This is a genomic window from Leifsonia sp. RAF41 (assembly GCF_052114085.1).
GTDB lineage: Bacteria > Actinomycetota > Actinomycetes > Actinomycetales > Microbacteriaceae > Leifsonia.
This window is the reverse complement of sequence record NZ_JBFREB010000001.1, coordinates 2,158,689-2,177,760: the sequence shown is the minus strand read 5'-3', so window position 1 is coordinate 2,177,760 and position 19,072 is coordinate 2,158,689. Positions and strand designations below refer to the sequence as shown.

Genomic DNA, 19,072 nt, shown 5'->3' with positions numbered 1-19,072 from the left:
GCACACGATGAGGAACCGCCTGGCTGCCATCTTCATGGCCCTGCTGCTGCTGGTCTACCTGGTGCTGGTGACACAGCGCGCCGTGCTGCTGATCGCAACCGGCCAACCCGTGGGGATCGTCATGGGCATCGCCCTCTTCGTGCTCCCGGTGATCGCCGCCTGGGCGATCGGCCGAGAGCTGCTGTTCGGTGCACGCACCGAGCGGCTGGTGCGGCAGCTGGACGCCGAGGGGAACCTGCCGGTGGAGGACCTCCCGATGCGGGCCAGTGGACGGCCGTTGCGGGATGCGGCGGACGAGCAGTTCCCGCAGTACCGCGCCGAAGTGGAGGCTGCGCCCGAGAGCTGGCGCGCGTGGTTCCGACTGGGGCTCGCGTACGACGCCTCAGGGGATCGACGCCGGGCGCGCGAAGCGCTCCGTCAGGCGATCCGGCTGGAGCGGGCCGGGGCGAAGTCCGGCGGGCAGCCGGCGGGCTAAGCCGCGCGTACCTCCATCAGCCGGTCCATCGCATCCTGGATCGTGCGGTCGCGGAACTCGAAACCGTCGTCCAGCAGTTTCTGAGGCACAACCAGCTGGTCGGCGAGCAGCAGCTCGCGTCCCGCATCCTGCATCGCCAGCTCGATCGCGAAACGGGGCACAGGCAGGAAGTAGGGCCGACGCACGGCCTGGGTGAGCGCCTTGACCAGCTCGCCCGCCGTGGCGGGGGTCGGGCCAGCGAGGTTCACCGGACCGTCGAGGGTCGACCCGAGCAGGTGGATGAGCGCTGCTGCTTCGTCGTGGAGGCTGATCCACGCCCAGTGCTGGCGTCCGGACCCCAGGGGACCGGCCAGCCCCGCCTTCGCGAGCGGGAGCAGCGGAGTGAGAGCGCCCCCGCGGCCGATCACGACGCCCGTGCGTGCGAGCACCACGCGCGTAGCGGAGGGCGCCAGGCGGGCGGCCGCCTCCCAGGAGTCGACGACATCCGCGAGGAACCCGGTGCCCTTGCCGGCCGCCTCCGTCAGCTGCTGTCCCGGCCGGTCGCCGTAGTAACCGACGGCGGAACCGCTGACGAACACCGCCGGCGGCTGATCGGCGCGACGCATCCCCTCGGCGAGAGTGCCGGTGGCCTGAAGCCGCGACGACAGGATGCGGCGCTTGGTGGCGCGGGTCCACGGCAGATGCTGCAGCGAGGATCCGGACAGGTTGATGACGCCGTCGGCCCACTCGAACAGGTCGACGGCCACGGACCGTTCCGCGGGGTTCCACAAGAACTCGTCCGGCGCGGCCGGCTCGCGCCGCACCAAACGCCGGGTGTCGTGTCCGGCGGCGGCCAGCTGGCTTCGCAGCTCACTGCCGATCATCCCGGAGGCGCCGGCCAGGAGCACCCTCATGTCGGTACGCCGCCGCTCAGACCAGTGCGGCGTCGAGCGTGATCGGGATGCCGATCAGTGCGCGCGAGACGGGGCAGGTGCGCTTCGCCTCATCCGCGAGACGCTGGAAGTCGTCCTCCGACAGCCCGGGGACCGTTGCGCTGACCCGCAAGTGGCTGCCGGTGATGCCCTGTGCGGGGTCGAAGGTGACGGCCGCGGTGGTCTGGATGCTCTCGGGTGCGTTGCCGAACTGGGCGAGGACATTGGAGAACGCCATCGAGAAGCAGGCGGCGTGCGCGGCGCCGAGCAATTCCTCCGGCGTGGTGACCTCTGCGCCGCCCTGCGACCGCGCCTTCCAGTTGACGGCGAGCTCGGCGGCGTGCGAGGAGTCGAGCGTGACCGTCCCGGAACCGCTCGTGAGATCGCCGTTCCAGACGGTGGTGGATTCGCTGGTGACTGCCATGGAGGCCTCCTCGGGGACGCGCCGCCGCCGTGCGCGGCCGGGCCCGACCCACACTACTGACGGGCTCCGACACCGTCACCCGCTGCTCGGCGGATTCCCGGCTGGCGACGGGCTGGGCAGCTTTCCCGTGGCGGATCAGGCTGCCGCGCGGTGGCGGATCACCCGCGCCCGGACCAGAAGCAGGTAGAGCTGGCAGCCGAGGCAGTAACCGAAGACCGAATTCAGGAAGGCCGCCACAAACGCGAGGGCGGCTGCCACGGGGAGCGCGGCGGGCAGGCCGACGAGGAAGAGAACGAGCCCGAGGCCCGTCACGAACAGTCCGACGGCCTGTGCGAACGTCGGCGGCGCCGGATCCTCGAGCTCCGCCGGAGCCTTCAGCTGCGGGCGGACGACCGCTCGATAGAGGGCGCCGTAGGGATGCCGCTGCACGCCCGCGAACGCGCCCCAGGCGAACAGAAGGGCGATCGCGAGCAGCAGGATCGCGGCCGCGGCCGTGGCTCCGATCAGCGAGAGGAAGAGGTCGACGAGGAGGAGCAGCGCCGTGATGCCTGCGCCGAAACGCGGGGACCGCGGGTCGATGCCACGGGCGGCTGTGGTCGGATCAGGCTGAGACATGGTCGCTCCCGAGGATGTGGTGGAGGGTGGTGCGGACGTCGTCCGCTCGGGCGGCACCGCCGATCCGGGCCCGAACGGTGCCGTTGCCGTCCAGCACGAGGGTCGTGGGCGTCTGGAGGATGTGGAACCGGTCTGCCAGCGCCGGACGGTCCGTGAGGTCGACCTCCACGTGGCTGACCCCGCCGAGGCTGTCCGCGAGTGCTCCGAGCACTCGGGCGGTCGACCGGCAGGGCGCACAGAACTCGGTCGAGAACTGGAGCAGCGTCGCCCGTCCGCCGAACGCCTCGGCCCCGACATCCGCCGCCTGGACCACGTCGTCGCCGCGAATGGCTCGGACGCGACCCGTCGTGGCGCGCCAGGCCAGGCCCACTGCTGTGGCGACGGCGACCAGACCGAGAAGGATGCCGAGCGCTGCGAATCCGTTCACAGGCGCGACGCTACGCCCGGTGTTGTGCACAGCGCAGCGAATGTGACACCGCGTGACGACGACCCGATAGCCTGGTTGCATGCCATCCTCCGCGAACCCGTTCGGCCAGGTGCTCGTCGCCCTGGTCACCCCGTTCACCGCCGACGGCGAAGTGGACTGGGCGGCGGTCGAGAAGCACATCGACGACGTCATTCAGGCGGGTGCTGACGGCATCGTTGTCACCGGTACCACCGGCGAGACGTCGACCCTGACCGACCACGAGAAGCTCCGTCTCGTCGAGGTCGGCAAGTCGGTCGCCGACGGGCGCGCCAAGATCATCACCGGCGGCGGGTCGAACGAGACCGCGCACGCCATCCAGCTCTACAAGCAGAGCGAGAAGGCGGGCGCCGACGGTGTGATGGTCGTCACTCCGTACTACAACAAGCCGACGCAGGCGGGCATCCTGACCCATTTCCGGATGATCGCCGACTCGACCGATCTTCCGGTCATCCTGTACGACATCCCGGGCCGCACCGGCGTGCCCATCACGTACGAGACCATCCTGCGGATCGCGAAGCACCCCAACGTTCTCGCGATCAAAGATGCGAAGGGCGACTTCAGCGAGGTCAGCCGCGTGCTCAACCAGACCGACCTGATGTACTTCTCGGGCGACGACGCGAACGTGCTGCCTCACCTCGCGATCGGGGCAAGCGGCCTGATCGGAGTCACGGCGAACGTCGCGGCCAGGCCGTACCGACAGATCGTGGATGCGGTGAACGCGGGCGACCTGGCCACGGCGACCGCCGCCCACATGAAGCTCGAGCCGTTGGTGCGCGCGGTGATGACGCACGTGCCCGGCACCGTCGCCGCGAAGTACATCCTTCACGGCCTCGGCCGCATCTCCAGCCCGCGCGTGCGCCTGCCGCTCGTCGGGCCGGAGGAGTGGGAGGCTGCCCAGATCGAGGACGAGCTCGATCTGGTGAAAGACATCCCGGGCGTCGACTTCTCCAACTTCCGCCCCGACCGCAACGCGGCCGCGGGCGGAGCGCTCCCGAAGATCGCCGGGACCACACGCTGACGGGCCGCCCGAAGCGGCGGCCGAAGACATCCGCGGGCGCGAGAAGCCCCGCACACGAAAGATAGAAAGAGGAGGGCACATGCCCAACCCCGTTTCCCAGCCACCTGTGCTCGAACCCGGAACGCTCCGCGTCATCCCCACCGGCGGTCTCGGCGAGATCGGCCGCAACATGACGGTCTTCGAGTACGAGGGCAAGCTCCTCATCGTCGACTGCGGCGTGCTCTTCCCCGAGCAGGACCAGCCCGGAGTCGACCTCATCCTCCCCGACTTCGCACCGGTTCGCGACCGGCTGGACGACGTCGTGGGTGTCGTCCTCACGCACGGTCACGAGGACCACATCGGCGCAGTGCCCTACCTGCTCAAGCTGCGGCGTGACATCCCCCTGATCGGCTCCGGCCTGACGCTGGCCCTGGTGGAGGCGAAGCTCAAGGAGCACCGCATCCAGCCGTACTCGCTGACCGTCAAGGAGGGCCAGGTCGAGCAGCTGGGGCCGTTCTCGCTCGAGTTCGTCGCCGTCAACCACTCCATCCCGGATGCGCTCGCCGTCGCGATCACCACTCCGGCCGGCGTCGTGCTCCACACGGGCGACTTCAAGATGGACCAGCTGCCGCTCGACGACCGCCTCACCGACCTGCGCGCCTTCGCGCGGCTCGGCGAGAAGGGTGTCGACCTGTTCCTCGCCGACTCGACGAACGCGGACGTTCCCGGTTTCACGCCGCTGGAGCGCTCCATCGGCCCGGTGCTCGACTCCGTCATCGCTCGCGCGCCCCGCCGCGTGATCGTCGCCAGCTTCTCCAGTCACGTCCACCGGGTGCAGCAGGTACTCGACGCCGCAGCCGCCAACGGTCGCCGGGTCGCTCTGCTGGGTCGTTCGATGGTGCGCAACATGACGATCGCCGCGGAGCTCGGGTACCTCAAGGTTCCGGAGGGCGTGCTGATCGACTACAAGAAGGCCGCAGACCTGCCCGATGACCAGATCGTCTACATGTCGACAGGGTCCCAGGGCGAGCCGATGGCCGTCCTCGCGCGCATGGCGAACATGGACCACCAGATCGAGGTCGGCCCCGGCGACACGGTCATCCTCGCTTCGAGCCTTATCCCGGGCAACGAGAACGCGGTGTACCGCGTCATCGACGGGCTCACCAAGCTCGGCGCCAACGTCGTCCACAAGGGCAACGCCAAGGTGCACGTCTCGGGCCACGCGGCGGCCGGCGAACTGCTCTACTGCTACAACATCCTGAAGCCGAAGAACGTCATGCCGGTGCACGGCGAGTACCGGCACCTGGTCGCGAACGCGCGTCTCGCCATGGACACCGGCGTGCCCGAGAAGAACACCATCCTCGCGGAGGATGGCACGGTCATCGACCTGCGCGACGGCGTCGCCCGTGTCGTCGGCCAGCTCGACCTCGGCTTCGTGTACGTCGACGGCTCCAGTGTCGGCGAGATCACCGACGCCGACCTCAAAGACCGGCGCATCCTCGGCGAAGAGGGCTTCATCTCGATCATCGTCGTGGTGGAGGCCGCCAGCGGCCGGATCGTCACGGGCCCGGAGGTGCACGCCCGCGGCTTCGCCGAGGACGACGCGGTCTTCGACGCCGTGAAGCCGAAGATCGCCGCCGCCCTCGCGGAGGCGGCTCACAACGGCGTCCGCGACTCGCACGCGCTGTCGCAGGTCGTCCGCCGCACCGTCGGACGCTGGGTGAACACCAGCTACCGCCGCCGGCCGATGATCGTCCCGCTCGTCATCGAGGCGTAGGGCCCGGATCGTTACCCCCCGGAAACACCGGGGCGGGTAGCGTTCCTGCATGGAGCAGTTCCGCATCCGCCCAGCGATCGGCGAGGACGCACGCGTGCTCGCCGACATGCTGGTGGAGGCGGCGAACTGGAATCCTGTGCGCTCCCGCTCCCGGATGACCGTGCTCGACGACCACGCGGTGGCGCGGTATGTCGTCGGCTGGCGTCGACCCGGCGACTTCGGCTGCGTGGCCGAAGACGCCCGGGGTGTTCCGGTCGGAGCGTGCTGGGCGCGGCTGTTCCCCGCGAACGCCCCCGGCCGCGGCTTCGTCGCGGCCGGCGTGCCGGAGCTCACACTGGGCGTCTATCCGCAGTGGCGGGCGCGAGGAGCCGGCCGAGCGCTCCTGCGCGAAATCGGAGGAGTGGCGGCAGCCCGAGGGCACGCCCGGCTCAGCCTGAGTGTCCAGCGCGGCAATTTCGCCCACGGGCTCTACGTGAGCGAGGGTTTCGTCACCGTCACATCGCGGGACGACGCCGACACCATGGTGCGCACCGTTCGCTGACCCGCCGGATTTTCCACATGTCAGGCGCGGGAACCGCGGGATGACGGGGGCACGACGTACGGTTGTGCCCATGGCCACGAGCACCAAGTCGAATGCCGGCGCCCGGAACTCCGGTCGCGGCGGGTCGACCGCGCGCAAGCCGGCGTCGAAGACCGCGCAGCAGAAGACGGTCGCCTACCCGGCTGCGGACGCGGGTCCCAGCCCGCTCATCCGTGCCTGGATGGGTCTGGCGCACCTCACCGGCGCAGCCTTCCGTGCGCTCGGGCCCGAGAAGCTGAGCAAAGAGGAGCGGCGCGACGGTTTCCCGTTCTTCCTGGTGCTCCTCGCCGTCGCCGGGGCGGTCGTCGAGTGGTTCCTGATCAACGACCAGGTCGCGCGCACCCTCGACGCGTGGACGTTCGGTGGTCTGTTCGGCCGCGTCGCGTTCGCACTCCCGGTCGTCATGGTGCTGTTCGCGGCCTGGCTGTTCCGCCATCCGAGCTCGGTGCACGACAACACCCGGATCGGCATCGGTCTCAGCATCCTGCTGCTGATGGTCTCGGGTCTGTGCCACCTGTTCAGCCCGCACCCGTCACCGAGCGACGGGATGATCGCGCTCGCGCAGGCCGGCGGTGTCCTCGGCTGGCTGATCGCCGCTCCGCTTTCTCTCGTGATCACGCCCTACGGCGCTGGGGCAGTGATCATCCTGCTGCTCATTCTGAGTCTCTTCATCATCACGAAGACGCCGCCGAACAAACTGCCGGAGCGCATCCGCGAGCTCTACGCCTACCTCTTCGGTGCGCAGCTTCCGACGGAAGACGAACGTCTCGAGGCGAAAGAAGCGGCGAAGGAGGCCAAGTCCAAGCAGCTCGAGCTCGACGGCATCGACGACGAGCCCGAGACCGAGACGAACCTGCCGTGGTGGCGCCGCAACAAGTCGCAGCGCGAAGAAGACCCGGAGTACGACGCCACGCCGGTCGACGGCCTCACCGAGGTCTTCGGAAAGCCCCAGCGGGGTAAGGGCGAGTTCGACACGGCTCTTGAACCCGATCCGGCGAGCGACCACTACAACACCGAGGTGCTCAGCGAGCTCGCGCACGCGGAGGACGCCCTGCAGCGGTTCACCGGCGAGCAGCCACCGACCGCTGTCGCACCCCTGCCGCCTCTGGGCGGCATCCCGGGAGCGGGCGCCGTGCTCCCCGGCTTCCAGGCCGGCGCGGCCGACTTCGATGAAGACGAAGCGGAGCCCCCGGCGCTCCCGCAGCCGACAGCGCCGTACAACCTGCCGTCGGCCTCCATGCTCTCCGCGGGCACGCCGGCCAAGACGCGTTCGGGCGCCAATGACGAGATCGTCGCCGCCATCACCGAGGTGCTCACGCAATTCGGCGTCGACGCCAAGGTCACCGGCTACTCGCGCGGCCCAACCGTCACCCAGTACGAGATCGAGCTGGGCCCCGGCGTCAAGGTGGAGCGCGTCACCGCGCTCAGCAAGAACCTGTCGTACGCGGTCGCGAGCAACGAGGTCCGCATCCTCTCGCCGATCCCCGGCAAGAGCGCCATCGGCGTCGAGATCCCCAACTCCGACCGCGAGATCGTCTCCCTGGGCGACATCCTGCGCTCTCCCGCCGCGGTCAAGAGCACCCACCCCATGACCATCGGCGTCGGCAAAGACGTCGGCGGCGGTTTCGTGGTCGCCAACCTGGCGAAGATGCCCCACCTCCTGGTCGCCGGTTCCACCGGTTCGGGCAAGTCGAGCTTCGTCAACTCGATGATCACGAGCCTCCTCATGCGCGCCAAGCCGTCGGAAGTACGGATGGTGCTCATCGACCCGAAGCGCGTGGAGCTCACGATCTACGGCGGTGTCCCGCACCTGATCACCCCGATCATCACGAACCCGAAGAAGGCCGCTGAAGCCTTGCAGTGGGTCGTGAAGGAGATGGACATGCGGTACGACGATCTGGCGAGCTTCGGCTTCCGCCACATCGACGACTTCAACCGCGCCGTGGTGAACAACGAGATCGTCCTTCCCGAGGGGAGCGAGCGGAAGCTCAAGCCCTACCCCTACCTCCTCGTGGTGGTGGACGAGCTCGCGGACCTGATGATGGTCGCTCCGCGCGATGTCGAAGACTCGATCGTCCGCATCACGCAGCTGGCCCGCGCATCCGGCATCCACCTGGTACTCGCGACGCAGCGTCCGTCGGTCGATGTCGTAACCGGTCTGATCAAGGCGAACGTCCCCTCGCGGCTCGCGTTCGCTGTCACCAGCGTGACGGACTCCCGCGTCATCCTCGACCAGCCCGGCGCCGACAAGCTCATCGGCCAGGGCGACGGTCTCTTCCTGCCGATGGGTGCGTCCAAGGCCGTGCGAGTGCAGGGTGCGTGGGTGAACGAGGACGAGATCCAGAAGGTCGTCGAGCACGTGACGCGCCAGGCGCGGCCGGAATACCGGCAGGACGTCACGGTGGGCGCCGAGCGCAAGCAGATCGACTCGGACATCGGAGACGACCTCGAGCTGCTGCTCGCGGCCGCAGAGCTTGTCGTGTCGTCGCAGTTCGGGTCGACCTCGATGCTTCAGCGCAAGCTGCGCGTCGGATTCGCCAAGGCCGGCCGCCTGATGGATCTGCTCGAATCGCGAGAAATCGTTGGTCCGTCAGAAGGCTCGAAGGCGCGCGACGTTCTCGTGACGGCCGAGCAGCTGCCCCAGGTCATCGCGCGGCTGCGGGGCGAGGAGCCGCCGTCTGCCGCCGCTGCTGCGCCGCCTGCCGCACCCGCGAGCGCTGCAGCGGTCGTTCCGCCCGCGGAGGCGGCTCCGTCCGACGATGCGGACCGCTACGGCGCCGACCCCGTCGCTGCGATGACGGCGGGCTATCCTGAGGTCGAGGGCGACTCGGACGAGGACGCCTGGCAGCTGACCGACAGGGAGTGAAGACCGCGATGTCGGTGTCGGACACGCCCCCACCCACGGACACGCCGCCGCCCACTGCGGCGGACGGCGGAGCGAAGCGCGTGGGCAACTGGAACCTGCCCAACGCGATCACGGTCGTACGCATCCTGCTCGCTCCTCTCTTCGTCTGGATGCTGCTCGCCGACGCCGGTGACGACGGCTGGCTCCGCTGGGCGGCCGCCGCGCTGTTCATCCTGGCGATCGCGACGGATGGCGTCGACGGCGCACTGGCACGACGGAACGGGCAGGTCACCGACCTCGGGAAGCTGCTCGACCCCATCGCCGACAAGGTGCTCACCGGTGGCGCGCTCATCGCCCTGTCTATCCTGGGCGAGTTGCCCTGGTGGGTGACGATCGTCATCCTCGTGCGCGAGATCGGCATCACTGTCTACCGCTTCGTCGTCATCCGGCAAGGCGTCATCGCCGCCTCACGCGGAGGCAAGATCAAGACCATCGTGCAGTCGGTGGCCATCTCGTTCGCGCTGGTGCCCCTCTGGACCGTACTGGGCGACTGGATCTTCTGGGTGAACGGCATCCTGATGACCGCTGCCGTCATCCTCACCGTGTGGACCGGCATCGACTACCTCTGGCAGGCGTGGAAGGGGCGGAGGGCGAAGCGTGCCCTTGCCTGAGACGTCGCCGACGGTCGCCGTCGTGCACGAGCTCATCGAGAGGCGTCTGACGATCGCCGTCGCCGAGTCCCTCACCGGCGGCCTGCTCACGGCCGAGCTCACCAGCGTTCCGGGCGCCTCCGCCGTTGTGCTCGGAGGGGCCGTCGTCTACGCGACGGAGTTGAAGCACGCACTGCTCGGGGTGGATGCGGACCTCCTGGCCGCCGATGGGCCGGTACACCCGGAGGTCGCCCGGCAGCTGGCCGACGGAGTGCGTAAGCGGCTGGCCGTCGATGGCCGGCCGGCGGATATCGGTGTCTCCACGACCGGCGTGGCCGGACCGGACCCGCAGGGCGGGCGACCGGTCGGCACGGTTTACGTGGGCGTCTCGTCGGCGAACGGCACACGCGCCGTGGAGCTGGGGCTGTCCGGCGACCGCGACGACATCCGTCGCCGAACAGTTGCCGAGGCTGTTCGAGCACTCGCATCCGAGCTCGGCATAACGCTTGGGTGAAGATCCCGCGTTACCGCGGGAATACGGGGTGTTTCAGTCTGGTTACACCTGCTGCATTCACAAGAAAAGCCCAGTGGCCCTCGATATCGTGGAACACAGGGATGCGGTACATTCGTATCCCATCGATACGTCGGCAGGGTAAGAGAGGGAGGCTCCGAATGATTCTTGTACGTCAGGAAATTGGCGACGTGCTCAGGGACTTCCGCCTGCAGAAGGGTCGTACGCTCCGCCAGGTCGCGAGCAAGGCCAGCGTGGCGCTCGGCTACCTCAGCGAGGTCGAGCGCGGTCAGAAAGAGGCGTCGAGCGAGATCCTCGCCTCCGTGGCAGACGCTCTCGAGACGCCGGTGTCGGTCATCATGCGCGAGGTCGGTGACCGCATCGCGGTTCTCGAGGGTCTTGAGCCGGTGATTCCGGACACGATCCCGGACGAGTTCGTCGCCGCGATGGACTCGGACCTGGTCGCCCGCTGATTCCGAATACTCTTGAGGACGCCCCGCGGTTCGCGGGGCGTCCTTTGTTTTCCTCCTCACCTGTTCTCCGGAAATAAGGATCCATGAAGCTCAGCGAGTTCCAGCGCGCCGTCTCGGATGAGTTCGGCAGCTCGTACGGTCAGACACTGCTGACCGACCTCGTCCTCGCCGAACTCGGCGGACGCACCGCGAACGAGGCCATCGCGGCGGGGCTGGCCCCGCGCGAGGTCTGGATCGCGCTCTGCCGCGAGACCGGCGTTCCCGCATCGCGCTGGTACGGCGCCGGGAAGCCGGCGCCTCAGCGCTGATCGCGGTGCGCGACACGCCGGTTTCGAACTCTCGAAGATATGTTCGGAACTGGCTACACTTCTTCACAACGGCAGTCGAAAACCGGTTGTCCACAGATCGCGCGTCCTGTGCTTCGAGTGTCGGACGTCCCTCCTAGAGTCGAACCGTACCGAAGCCCACGAAGGAGAACGCACATGCCATCACCCGCAGACCGCGAAAAGGCGCTCGAGACCGCGCTCGCGCAGATCGATCGCCAGTTCGGCAAGGGCTCGGTCATGCGACTGGGCAGCGACGAGCGCGCCCCCGTCGAGGTCGTCCCCACCGGCTCGATCGCACTCGACGTGGCACTCGGCATCGGCGGTCTTCCGCGCGGCCGCATCGTCGAGATCTACGGCCCGGAGTCGTCGGGTAAGACCACGCTGACTCTGCACGCGATCGCCAACGCGCAGCGCGCCGGCGGTATCGCCGCGTTCGTCGACGCCGAGCACGCGCTCGACCCCGAGTACGCCCGCAAACTCGGCGTCGACATCGACGCCCTCCTGGTGTCGCAGCCCGACACCGGTGAGCAGGCGCTCGAGATCGCCGACATGCTCGTACGAAGCGGGTCCATCGACCTCATCGTCATCGACTCGGTTGCGGCGCTCGTGCCGCGTGCCGAGATCGAGGGCGAGATGGGCGATTCGCACGTCGGTCTGCAGGCGCGCCTCATGTCCCAGGCGCTCCGGAAGCTCACCGGTGGGCTCAGCCAGACCAACACCACGATGATCTTCATCAACCAGCTGCGAGAGAAGATCGGTGTGTTCTTCGGCAGCCCCGAGACGACTGCCGGTGGTAAGGCGCTCAAGTTCTATGCGTCTGTCCGCCTCGACATCCGTCGTATCGAGACCCTGAAAGACGGCACGGACGCGGTCGGTAACCGTACGCGCGTCAAGGTCGTCAAGAACAAGATGGCTCCGCCCTTCAAGCAGGCCGAGTTCGACATCCTGTATGGCGTCGGCATCTCCCGCGAGGGCAGCCTGCTCGACTTCGGTGTGGAGCACGCGATCGTCAAGAAGTCGGGTGCCTGGTACACCTACGAGGGCGACCAGCTCGGTCAGGGTAAGGAGAACTCGCGTAACTTCCTGATCGCGAACCCGGACGTCGCCGCCGAAATCGAGCAGAAGATCAAGATCAAGCTCGGCATCGTGGCCGACCCGAATGCGGTGGCCGAGGAGCCGTCCAACGTCGGATCGATCGAAGACAAGCTGAAGGCTCGCAAGGGCGCGTGACCGTGCCCGTCGCCTCCCGAAGGAGTTCCGCGTGGTGGTGAGATTCCCGTCGTCGCCAGAGGGCGACGCGAGCGGTGCAACCCCGGGCGAGAGCTCCGGCGCGGGGGAGTCGTCGCCCGGTGGTGCAGTCGCGGGGGAGCGCCTCGCTCCCGTGACACCGCTCCGACGTGCGACCCCCGCGCGTGGACGCGGTAGTGACGACCACCCATCCCGCGGGTCGGCTGCGCGTCCGGTCGTCGCGTTGCCCGGTAGCGAGCGGCCCGCCGGCGCGACCGCCGAGGGCGGCTGGAACAACACCTGGGGGGCGGAGGCCGTGCCGCCGGCCGGGTCGGTTCGCGCTGGCGACGAGCAGCCCGACGAAGAAACCATCCGGCAGACCCGCAAGACCACCGGCCTGGCCATCCGCCAGCTGGCGCGGCGCGGAATGTCGCGATGGGAGCTCGAACAGCTCCTGACCAAGCGCGAGATCGACGCCGAGGTGTACGGTCCCGAGCTCGATCGGCTGGAGGCGATGGGCGTGATCGACGATGCGTCCCTTGCCACCACGCTCGCGTTCACGCAGCACAGCCGCAAGGGTCTCGGCCGAACAGCGATCGAGCAGGAGCTCAAGCGCCGGCACATCGACCCCGTCCTGATCGAGACCGCATTGTCCGACATCGGTGACGACGACGAGCTCGAGCGCGCGACGGAACTCGCCGTCAAACGGATGGGTCAACTGTCGTCGTACGACGACGAGACGGCACGGCGTCGGCTGCACGGGTTCCTCTCCCGCAAGGGTTACGCGTCCGATGTCGTTCGCCAGGCGATGGACACCGCCTTCGCCGGGCGACGATCGCGCGGCGGATCCGGCGTCCGCTTCCAATAGGGACGCCTTCCAGTAGGGGCGCCGTGCGCCCGAGCCGTCTGCGGGTGTCGTCGCGCGGCGGAGGAGAAACGTAGACTTGTCGCCATTATGAGCATCCTGGAACAGCGCAGCGTCATCGACCCCTCCGAGGCGGCGGTCCGCGCCGACGGACGGGCGCGCACGTACGAGGTGCGGACGTTCGGCTGCCAGATGAACGTCCACGACTCCGAGCGGCTCAGCGGGTCCCTCGAAGCTGCCGGATACGTCCCCGCAAACGGTGAAGAGGCCGACATCGTCGTCATCAACACCTGCGCTGTGCGCGAGAACGCCGACAACAAGCTCTATGGCAACCTCGGCCACCTGGCCAGCGTCAAGCGACGCCACGAGGGGATGCAGATCGCCGTCGGCGGTTGCCTCGCCCAGAAAGACAAGAACGTCATCCTCGAGAAGGCCCCCTGGGTGGATGTGGTCTTCGGAACCCACAACATGGGCGCCCTGCCCAGCCTGCTCGAACGCGCCCGTCACAACGACGCTGCGGAGATCGAGATCCTCGAGTCGCTCGAGACGTTCCCGTCGACGCTGCCCACCAAGCGCGACTCGTCCTACTCCGGCTGGGTCTCCATCTCGGTCGGCTGCAACAACACGTGCACGTTCTGTATCGTTCCTTCGCTCCGCGGCAAGGAGAAAGACCGCCGGCCCGGCGACATCCTCGCGGAGATCCAGGCGCTCGTCGACGACGGCGCCATCGAGGTCACGCTCCTCGGGCAGAACGTCAACTCGTACGGCGTCGAGTTCGGCGACCGGCAGGCGTTCAGCAAGTTGCTCCGCGCGGCCGGTCAGATCGAAGGCCTCGAGCGCATCCGCTTCACCAGCCCGCACCCGGCGGCGTTCACCGACGATGTGATCGACGCCATGGCGGAGACTCCGAACGTGATGCCCCAGCTGCACATGCCGCTGCAGTCCGGATCCGACCGCATCCTGCGCTCGATGCGGCGTTCGTACCGCTCGGAGAAATTCCTCGGCATCCTCGACCGGGTTCGGGCCAAGCTTCCGGACGCGGCCATCAGCACCGACATCATCGTCGGCTTCCCCGGGGAGACTGAGGAAGACTTCCAGGAGACGCTCCGGGTCGTCGAAGCGGCGCGTTTCGCGTCCGCGTTCACCTTCCAGTACTCGATCCGGCCGGGAACACCCGCGGCGACGATGCCGGACCAGGTGCCCAAGGAGATCGTTCAGAACCGCTACGAGCGCCTCACCGCCCTCCAGGAGCGGATCTCCTTCGAGGAGAACCAACGAATGGTCGGCCGTGAGGTCGAACTGCTGGTCGCCAACGGCGAAGGCCGGAAGGATGCGGACACCCACCGCCTCAGCGGTCGCGCCCGCGACAGCCGCCTCGTCCACTTCGAGGTCGCCGCGGGTTCTGAGATGCCGCGTCCGGGCGACGTCGTGACCGTTCGCGTGTCCCAGGTGGCGCCCCACTACCTGATCGCCGACGCGTCCGACGGCGCGCCCCTGCGAATCCGCCGGACACGAGCGGGGGAGGCGTGGGACCGCGCCGAGGCCGACTCCTGCGCCGTCCCGTCCCACGACGGGTCCTCCGGAGCGACGCAGGCCGCGGCCGGGCGTGTGTCCCTCGGGCTGCCGACCCTCCGCACCCGCGAACCGCTCACCTCGCCGGGTGTCGGCACCATGCCGATCTACGACCCGACGGACGGACTGCGCTGAGCGCGACGCCCGCCGACGCGACGCCCGCCGACGCGACGCCCGCCGACGCGACGCCCGCCCCCGCGACGCCCGCCCCCGCTCCGCCCGCCGCGCCGCCCCTCATCGCCATCGTCGGTCCGACCGGAACGGGCAAGACCGACCTCTCGCTGGCTCTCGCCGAAGCACTTCGCGACCGCGGCCGGTCCGCCGAAGTCGTCAACGCCGACGCCATGCAGCAGTACCGCGGAATGGACATCGGCACCGCCAAGATCCGCCCGGCCGAGTGGCGTGGCATCCCGCACCACCTCTTCGATGTGCTCGACGTCACCGACGAGGCGACCGTCGCCCGCTATCAGCCCGCCGCCCGTGAGACGATCGCAGACATCCTCGACCGCGGTGCCACGCCCATCCTCGTCGGGGGCTCCGGACTGTACGTCTCCAGCGTCCTGTTCGACCTCCGCTTCCCCGGCACGGACCCGGAGCTCCGAGCGCGCCTCGAAGCGGAGCTGACCGAGCACGGGCCGGGGATGCTGTTCCAGCGTCTTGCCGGCCTCGACCCCGAGGCGGCCCGGCGCATCGGCTCCCGCAACGGGCGCCGCATCGTCCGCGCCCTGGAGGTCGCCGAGCTCACTGGAACCTCGGTGACGGGTGCGCTGCCCGACGAACCGTCGCTGTGGCACGAGCCGACTGTCGTCATCGGGCTGGCAGCCCCGCGGGACGAACTCGTCGCGCGGCTCGATGCGCGAGTGGAGCGGATGTGGGCGGACGGCTTGCTCGCCGAGGTGACCGACCTCATCCCGAACGGCATCGACCGGGGTGTCACCGCGCGGCGCGCCATCGGTTACGCGCAGGCCCTCGCCGAGCTCCGGGGCGAACTCGGCCGCGAGGATGCGATCGCCCAGACGCAGCAGCTGACGCGGCGCTATGCCCGACGGCAGGTCAGCTGGTTCAAGCGCTACCCGGGCATCCACTGGCTCGACTACGACGACGAGGAGCTGGTGGATTCCGCCCTTGCTCTGGCGGGCGAAGCGTCCGGCCCGGATCGGTAGGCTGGGGGCATGGCGACCATCCACTTCACCAAGGGTCAGGGCACCGGCAACGACTTCGTGCTGTACTCCGACCCGGAGGGCTTGCTGCCGCTCAGCGCCACCCAGATCGCGGAGATCTGCGATCGGCACTTCGGTGTGGGCGCCGACGGCGTGATCCGCGCCGTGCGTTCGGCTCACCTGCCCGAGGGGGAGGCCGCGCTCGCAGAGGACGACGCCGCCACCTGGTTCATGGACTACTACAACGCCGACGGGTCGGCCGCCGAGATGTGCGGGAACGGGATCCGCGTGTACGTCCGCTACCTGCTGGAGACCGGGCTTGCCGAGCTGCCCGAGGGCGGGACGCTGAGCATCGGCACGCGTTCCGGGGTGCGCGACGTGCAGCGCAGCACGAACGGCTTCCAGGTCGACCTCGGTCGCTGGGGCCTCGCCGGCGGTGAGCCGCTCGTACGCGCCAAAGAGCTCCCCATCGCCCGTCCGGGCCTCGGAATCGACATGGGCAACCCGCACGTGGTGGTCGCGGTCGCCGACGACTCCGAGCTGGATGCGGCCGACCTCACGTACATCCCTCACCTCGAGCCCGCGCCCGAGCACGGGGCGAACGTCGAGTTCGTCGTGCCGCACGAGCCACTGATCAAGGACGGCGTTGGCCGCATCCGGATGCGCGTGCACGAGCGCGGGAGCGGCGAGACGCTCTCCTGCGGCACCGGTGCAGCGGCGGCTGCGCTGGCGGTCCGTTACTGGGCGGGCGAGGGCGCACCGAACCAGTGGCGCGTGGATGTGCCCGGCGGCACGGTCGGCGTCCGCATGTTCCCGACGGAGGACGGCGAGCACGTCGGCCTCTCCGGCCCCGCCGAACTCGTCTTCACGGGCACGCTCGACCTCGCCTGACCCTGTCTGCTGGGCAGGTGTGGGCCGGTCAGTCGTGGGCGCGGGCGCGCAGCACGCGGTAGCCCTTGGAGGTGCCCACGCGGGTCGTCGTCAGTTCCGGGAGGGTCGCCTGGATCCAGCGGTGCAGGGAGTCGCTCCCGAGGTTGCGCTGCACGACCAGCCACGCGTCCGATCCCGGCTCCAGCCGGGGCAGCCACTGCTCCAAGATGCCGTGCAGCTCGTTCTTGCCGACACGGATGGGCGGGTTCGACCAGATCGTCGTAAATTGCACGTCCGCGGGAACATTATCGGGGGTCACCGGGTTTACATTGGTGAGACCGAGTTTCTGCGCGTTCCGGCGCACCACATCCAACGCTCGGTTGTTGACGTCGACGGCCCAGACCGTCGCATGAGGGGATTCGAGAGCAAGTGTGAGAGCCAGCGGTCCCCAGCCGCAGCCCAGGTCGAGGAGATTCCCTCCGGGCGGCGCTGAAGGGACGTGGTCGAGCAGCACTCTCGTACCCATGTCGATGCGCTCGGGGCTGAAGATCCCGTTGGCCGTCACCAGTTCGTACGTCTGGCCCGCCAGGCGTGCGGTGAACGGCCGCAGGTTCACTTCGCTCTCCGGTGCCGGGGAAAAGTAGTGATCTCCGCTGGCCATGAACTCGACCGTACAGGACACGAACAAACTAGGGTTAACCCAGATCAGGGGAACTGAATGACTGATAAGACTGATACCCGCGAACACGACACCCGCGACAACGACGCCGACGACGTGGTCGCACGCGTGCTCGCAACCCAGCAGAACCGCGCGTCGGTGACGCTCTTCGGCGGCAGCACCGCCTCACGCGCCCAGGCGCTGCAGGCGGAGGGCACCGACGGAGGCTCGCACGACGGCGAGCAGTTCGACCGTGAGGAGCGCGCCGCGCTGCGCCGCGTTTCCGGGCTGTCGACCGAACTGCAAGACGTCACCGAGGTCGAGTACCGGCAGCTGCGGCTCGAGAACGTCGTACTGATCGGCGTCTACTCGCAGGGTTCGCTGCAGGACGCGGAGAACTCGATGCGCGAGCTGGCGGCACTCGCTGAGACGGCCGGCGCAGCCGTGCTCGACGGCCTGCTGCAGCGGCGACCGCATCCCGACGCCAGCACCTACCTCGGCCGCGGCAAGGCGGAGGAACTGGCCGGCCTCGTGGCGGCGCTCGGCGCCGACACCGTCATCGCCGACACCGAGCTCGCGCCGAGCCAGCGCCGTGCGCTGGAGGACGTGGTGAAGGTGAAGGTGATCGACCGCACCGCGGTGATCCTCGACATCTTCAGCCAGCACGCCAAGAGCCGTGAGGGCAAGGCGCAGGTCGAGCTCGCACAGCTCGAGTACCTGCTGCCGCGTCTCCGCGGCTGGGGCGAGTCGATGTCCCGCCAGGCCGGTGGCCAGGTGGGTGGCGCAGGCGCCGGCATGGGTTCGCGTGGTCCCGGTGAGACGAAGATCGAGCTGGACCGCCGCCGCATCCACACCCGCATGGCCCGCCTGCGCAAGCAGATCGCGGGGTTCAAGCCCGCGCGCGAAGCGAAACGCGCCAACCGCAACCGCAACTCGGTGCCGTCCGTGGCGATCGCCGGCTACACCAACGCCGGCAAGTCGAGCCTGCTGAACCGGGTGACGAAGGCCGGTGTGCTGGTCGAGAACGCGCTGTTCGCGACTCTGGATGCGACCGTCCGCCGGAGTGTGACGGCCGACGGCCGGTTGTACACGCTGGCCGACACGGTGGGCTTCGTGCGCAATCTGCCGCATCAGCTCGTGGAGGCCTTTCGCTCCACCTTGGAGGAGGTCGCCGATTCCGACGTCATCGTCCACGTGGTCGACGGTTCGCACCCGGACCCGGCTTCGCAGCTGGCGACGGTCCGCGACGTCATCGGCGAGGTCGGTGCGCGCGACATCCCGGAGATCGTGGTCTTCAACAAGGCCGACCTGATCCCCGCGGACGACCGGCTGGTGCTGCGCGGCCTGGAGCCGGGCGCCATCTTCGCCTCCGCCCGCACAGGCGAGGGCATCGACGAGGTGCTGGCCGCCATTGCGCGCCTGCTGCCGGATCCGTCCCTCGAGGTCGAACTCGTGGTGCCGTACGACCGCGGTGACCTCATCTCGGCCCTGCACGAGCGTGGCCGGGTGATCTCGACCGACTATGTGGAGGACGGGACGCGCGTTACCGCGAAGATCATGCCCGAATACCATGCGGCGTTCGAGCCGTTCGAGGTGGCGCCGACGGCCTGATCCGCCGTTCGTCGAGAGCACCGATCCGGGAGGCCGGACGGAACGACTGTGTCGAAGGA

Annotated in this window: 20 protein-coding genes; 15 read left to right on the top strand and 5 right to left on the bottom strand. The window is 68.9% G+C overall.

What is annotated here, in order from left to right; all coding sequences use genetic code 11:
* Nucleotides 1–7: 7 nt before the first annotated feature.
* Nucleotides 8–475, top strand: coding sequence for a tetratricopeptide repeat protein (locus AB4Y74_RS10495; protein ID WP_441799025.1), 468 nt, complete (start codon nucleotides 8–10; stop codon nucleotides 473–475).
* Here the strand turns inward: AB4Y74_RS10495 and AB4Y74_RS10490 are convergent.
* The 4 genes from AB4Y74_RS10490 to AB4Y74_RS10475 all read right to left on the bottom strand — a co-directional run bounded on the left by AB4Y74_RS10490 (nucleotide 472) and on the right by AB4Y74_RS10475 (nucleotide 2,852).
* Nucleotides 472–1,368: a TIGR01777 family oxidoreductase gene (locus AB4Y74_RS10490; protein WP_441799024.1), complete on the bottom strand. Its 897-nt coding sequence runs from the start codon at nucleotides 1,366–1,368 to the stop codon at nucleotides 472–474. The two genes, AB4Y74_RS10495 and AB4Y74_RS10490, sit on opposite strands and share 4 nt — an antisense overlap.
* Before the next feature lie 16 nt (nucleotides 1,369–1,384).
* Nucleotides 1,385–1,810, bottom strand: a complete 426-nt coding sequence (locus AB4Y74_RS10485; RefSeq protein WP_441799023.1) for an OsmC family peroxiredoxin — start codon at nucleotides 1,808–1,810, stop codon at nucleotides 1,385–1,387.
* A 135-nt stretch (nucleotides 1,811–1,945) separates the two neighbouring features.
* On the bottom strand, nucleotides 1,946–2,425 hold the full coding sequence (locus AB4Y74_RS10480; RefSeq protein WP_441799022.1) for a DUF4395 domain-containing protein: 480 nt from the start codon (nucleotides 2,423–2,425) through the stop codon (nucleotides 1,946–1,948).
* Nucleotides 2,412–2,852, bottom strand: coding sequence for a TlpA family protein disulfide reductase (locus AB4Y74_RS10475; RefSeq protein WP_441799021.1), 441 nt, complete (start codon nucleotides 2,850–2,852; stop codon nucleotides 2,412–2,414). The genes AB4Y74_RS10480 and AB4Y74_RS10475 overlap by 14 nt, the downstream gene beginning before the upstream one ends.
* A gap of 79 nt (nucleotides 2,853–2,931) precedes the next feature.
* Here AB4Y74_RS10475 and dapA point away from each other — a divergent pair, with 79 nt between their 5' ends.
* The 13 genes from dapA to dapF all read left to right on the top strand — a co-directional run bounded on the left by dapA (nucleotide 2,932) and on the right by dapF (nucleotide 16,765).
* Nucleotides 2,932–3,909, top strand: a complete 978-nt coding sequence (dapA, locus tag AB4Y74_RS10470; protein WP_441799020.1) for a 4-hydroxy-tetrahydrodipicolinate synthase — start codon at nucleotides 2,932–2,934, stop codon at nucleotides 3,907–3,909.
* A 79-nt stretch (nucleotides 3,910–3,988) separates the two neighbouring features.
* The gene (locus AB4Y74_RS10465; protein WP_441799019.1) at nucleotides 3,989–5,665 is read left to right on the top strand and encodes a ribonuclease J; all 1,677 of its coding nucleotides are present in this window, start codon (nucleotides 3,989–3,991) and stop codon (nucleotides 5,663–5,665) included.
* 49 nt (nucleotides 5,666–5,714) lie between these two features.
* A complete protein-coding gene (locus tag AB4Y74_RS10460) occupies nucleotides 5,715–6,206 on the top strand; it encodes a GNAT family N-acetyltransferase (protein ID WP_441799018.1) in 492 nt (163 codons plus the stop codon).
* A gap of 70 nt (nucleotides 6,207–6,276) precedes the next feature.
* Nucleotides 6,277–9,111: a DNA translocase FtsK 4TM domain-containing protein gene (locus AB4Y74_RS10455; RefSeq protein WP_441799017.1), complete on the top strand. Its 2,835-nt coding sequence runs from the start codon at nucleotides 6,277–6,279 to the stop codon at nucleotides 9,109–9,111.
* A gap of 8 nt (nucleotides 9,112–9,119) precedes the next feature.
* The gene (gene pgsA, locus AB4Y74_RS10450) at nucleotides 9,120–9,761 is read left to right on the top strand and encodes a CDP-diacylglycerol--glycerol-3-phosphate 3-phosphatidyltransferase (protein WP_441799016.1); all 642 of its coding nucleotides are present in this window, start codon (nucleotides 9,120–9,122) and stop codon (nucleotides 9,759–9,761) included.
* A complete protein-coding gene (locus AB4Y74_RS10445) occupies nucleotides 9,748–10,254 on the top strand; it encodes a CinA family protein (protein ID WP_441799015.1) in 507 nt (168 codons plus the stop codon). Before pgsA ends, AB4Y74_RS10445 begins: the two co-directional genes overlap by 14 nt.
* 158 nt (nucleotides 10,255–10,412) lie before the next feature.
* Nucleotides 10,413–10,724, top strand: coding sequence for a helix-turn-helix domain-containing protein (locus AB4Y74_RS10440; RefSeq protein ID WP_441799014.1), 312 nt, complete (start codon nucleotides 10,413–10,415; stop codon nucleotides 10,722–10,724).
* An 83-nt stretch (nucleotides 10,725–10,807) separates the two neighbouring features.
* Nucleotides 10,808–11,032: a DUF3046 domain-containing protein gene (locus AB4Y74_RS10435; RefSeq protein ID WP_441799013.1), complete on the top strand. Its 225-nt coding sequence runs from the start codon at nucleotides 10,808–10,810 to the stop codon at nucleotides 11,030–11,032.
* 174 nt (nucleotides 11,033–11,206) lie between these two features.
* On the top strand, nucleotides 11,207–12,280 hold the full coding sequence (recA, locus tag AB4Y74_RS10430) for a recombinase RecA (RefSeq protein WP_441799012.1): 1,074 nt from the start codon (nucleotides 11,207–11,209) through the stop codon (nucleotides 12,278–12,280).
* A gap of 31 nt (nucleotides 12,281–12,311) precedes the next feature.
* On the top strand, nucleotides 12,312–13,145 hold the full coding sequence (locus AB4Y74_RS10425) for a regulatory protein RecX (RefSeq protein ID WP_441799011.1): 834 nt from the start codon (nucleotides 12,312–12,314) through the stop codon (nucleotides 13,143–13,145).
* Between the two features lie 87 nt (nucleotides 13,146–13,232).
* Entirely contained in the window at nucleotides 13,233–14,849 is a 1,617-nt protein-coding gene (miaB, locus tag AB4Y74_RS10420) for a tRNA (N6-isopentenyl adenosine(37)-C2)-methylthiotransferase MiaB (protein ID WP_441799010.1), read from the top strand.
* 101 nt (nucleotides 14,850–14,950) lie between these two features.
* Complete coding sequence (gene miaA / locus AB4Y74_RS10415) at nucleotides 14,951–15,877, top strand: tRNA (adenosine(37)-N6)-dimethylallyltransferase MiaA (protein WP_441800436.1); 927 nt, start codon at nucleotides 14,951–14,953, stop codon at nucleotides 15,875–15,877.
* A 9-nt stretch (nucleotides 15,878–15,886) separates the two neighbouring features.
* Entirely contained in the window at nucleotides 15,887–16,765 is an 879-nt protein-coding gene (gene dapF / locus AB4Y74_RS10410; RefSeq protein ID WP_441799009.1) for a diaminopimelate epimerase, read from the top strand.
* Between the two features lie 28 nt (nucleotides 16,766–16,793).
* On the opposite strand, the gene AB4Y74_RS10405 is transcribed toward dapF, so the two are convergent.
* Nucleotides 16,794–17,405 carry a class I SAM-dependent methyltransferase gene (locus tag AB4Y74_RS10405; protein WP_441799008.1) on the bottom strand — a complete coding sequence of 204 codons (612 nt, stop codon included), beginning with the start codon at nucleotides 17,403–17,405 and terminating at the stop codon, nucleotides 16,794–16,796.
* A 57-nt stretch (nucleotides 17,406–17,462) separates the two neighbouring features.
* Between AB4Y74_RS10405 and hflX the strand changes: the two genes are divergently transcribed.
* On the top strand, nucleotides 17,463–19,013 hold the full coding sequence (gene hflX / locus AB4Y74_RS10400; protein WP_441799007.1) for a GTPase HflX: 1,551 nt from the start codon (nucleotides 17,463–17,465) through the stop codon (nucleotides 19,011–19,013).
* The last annotated feature ends 59 nt before the right edge of the window (nucleotides 19,014–19,072 follow it).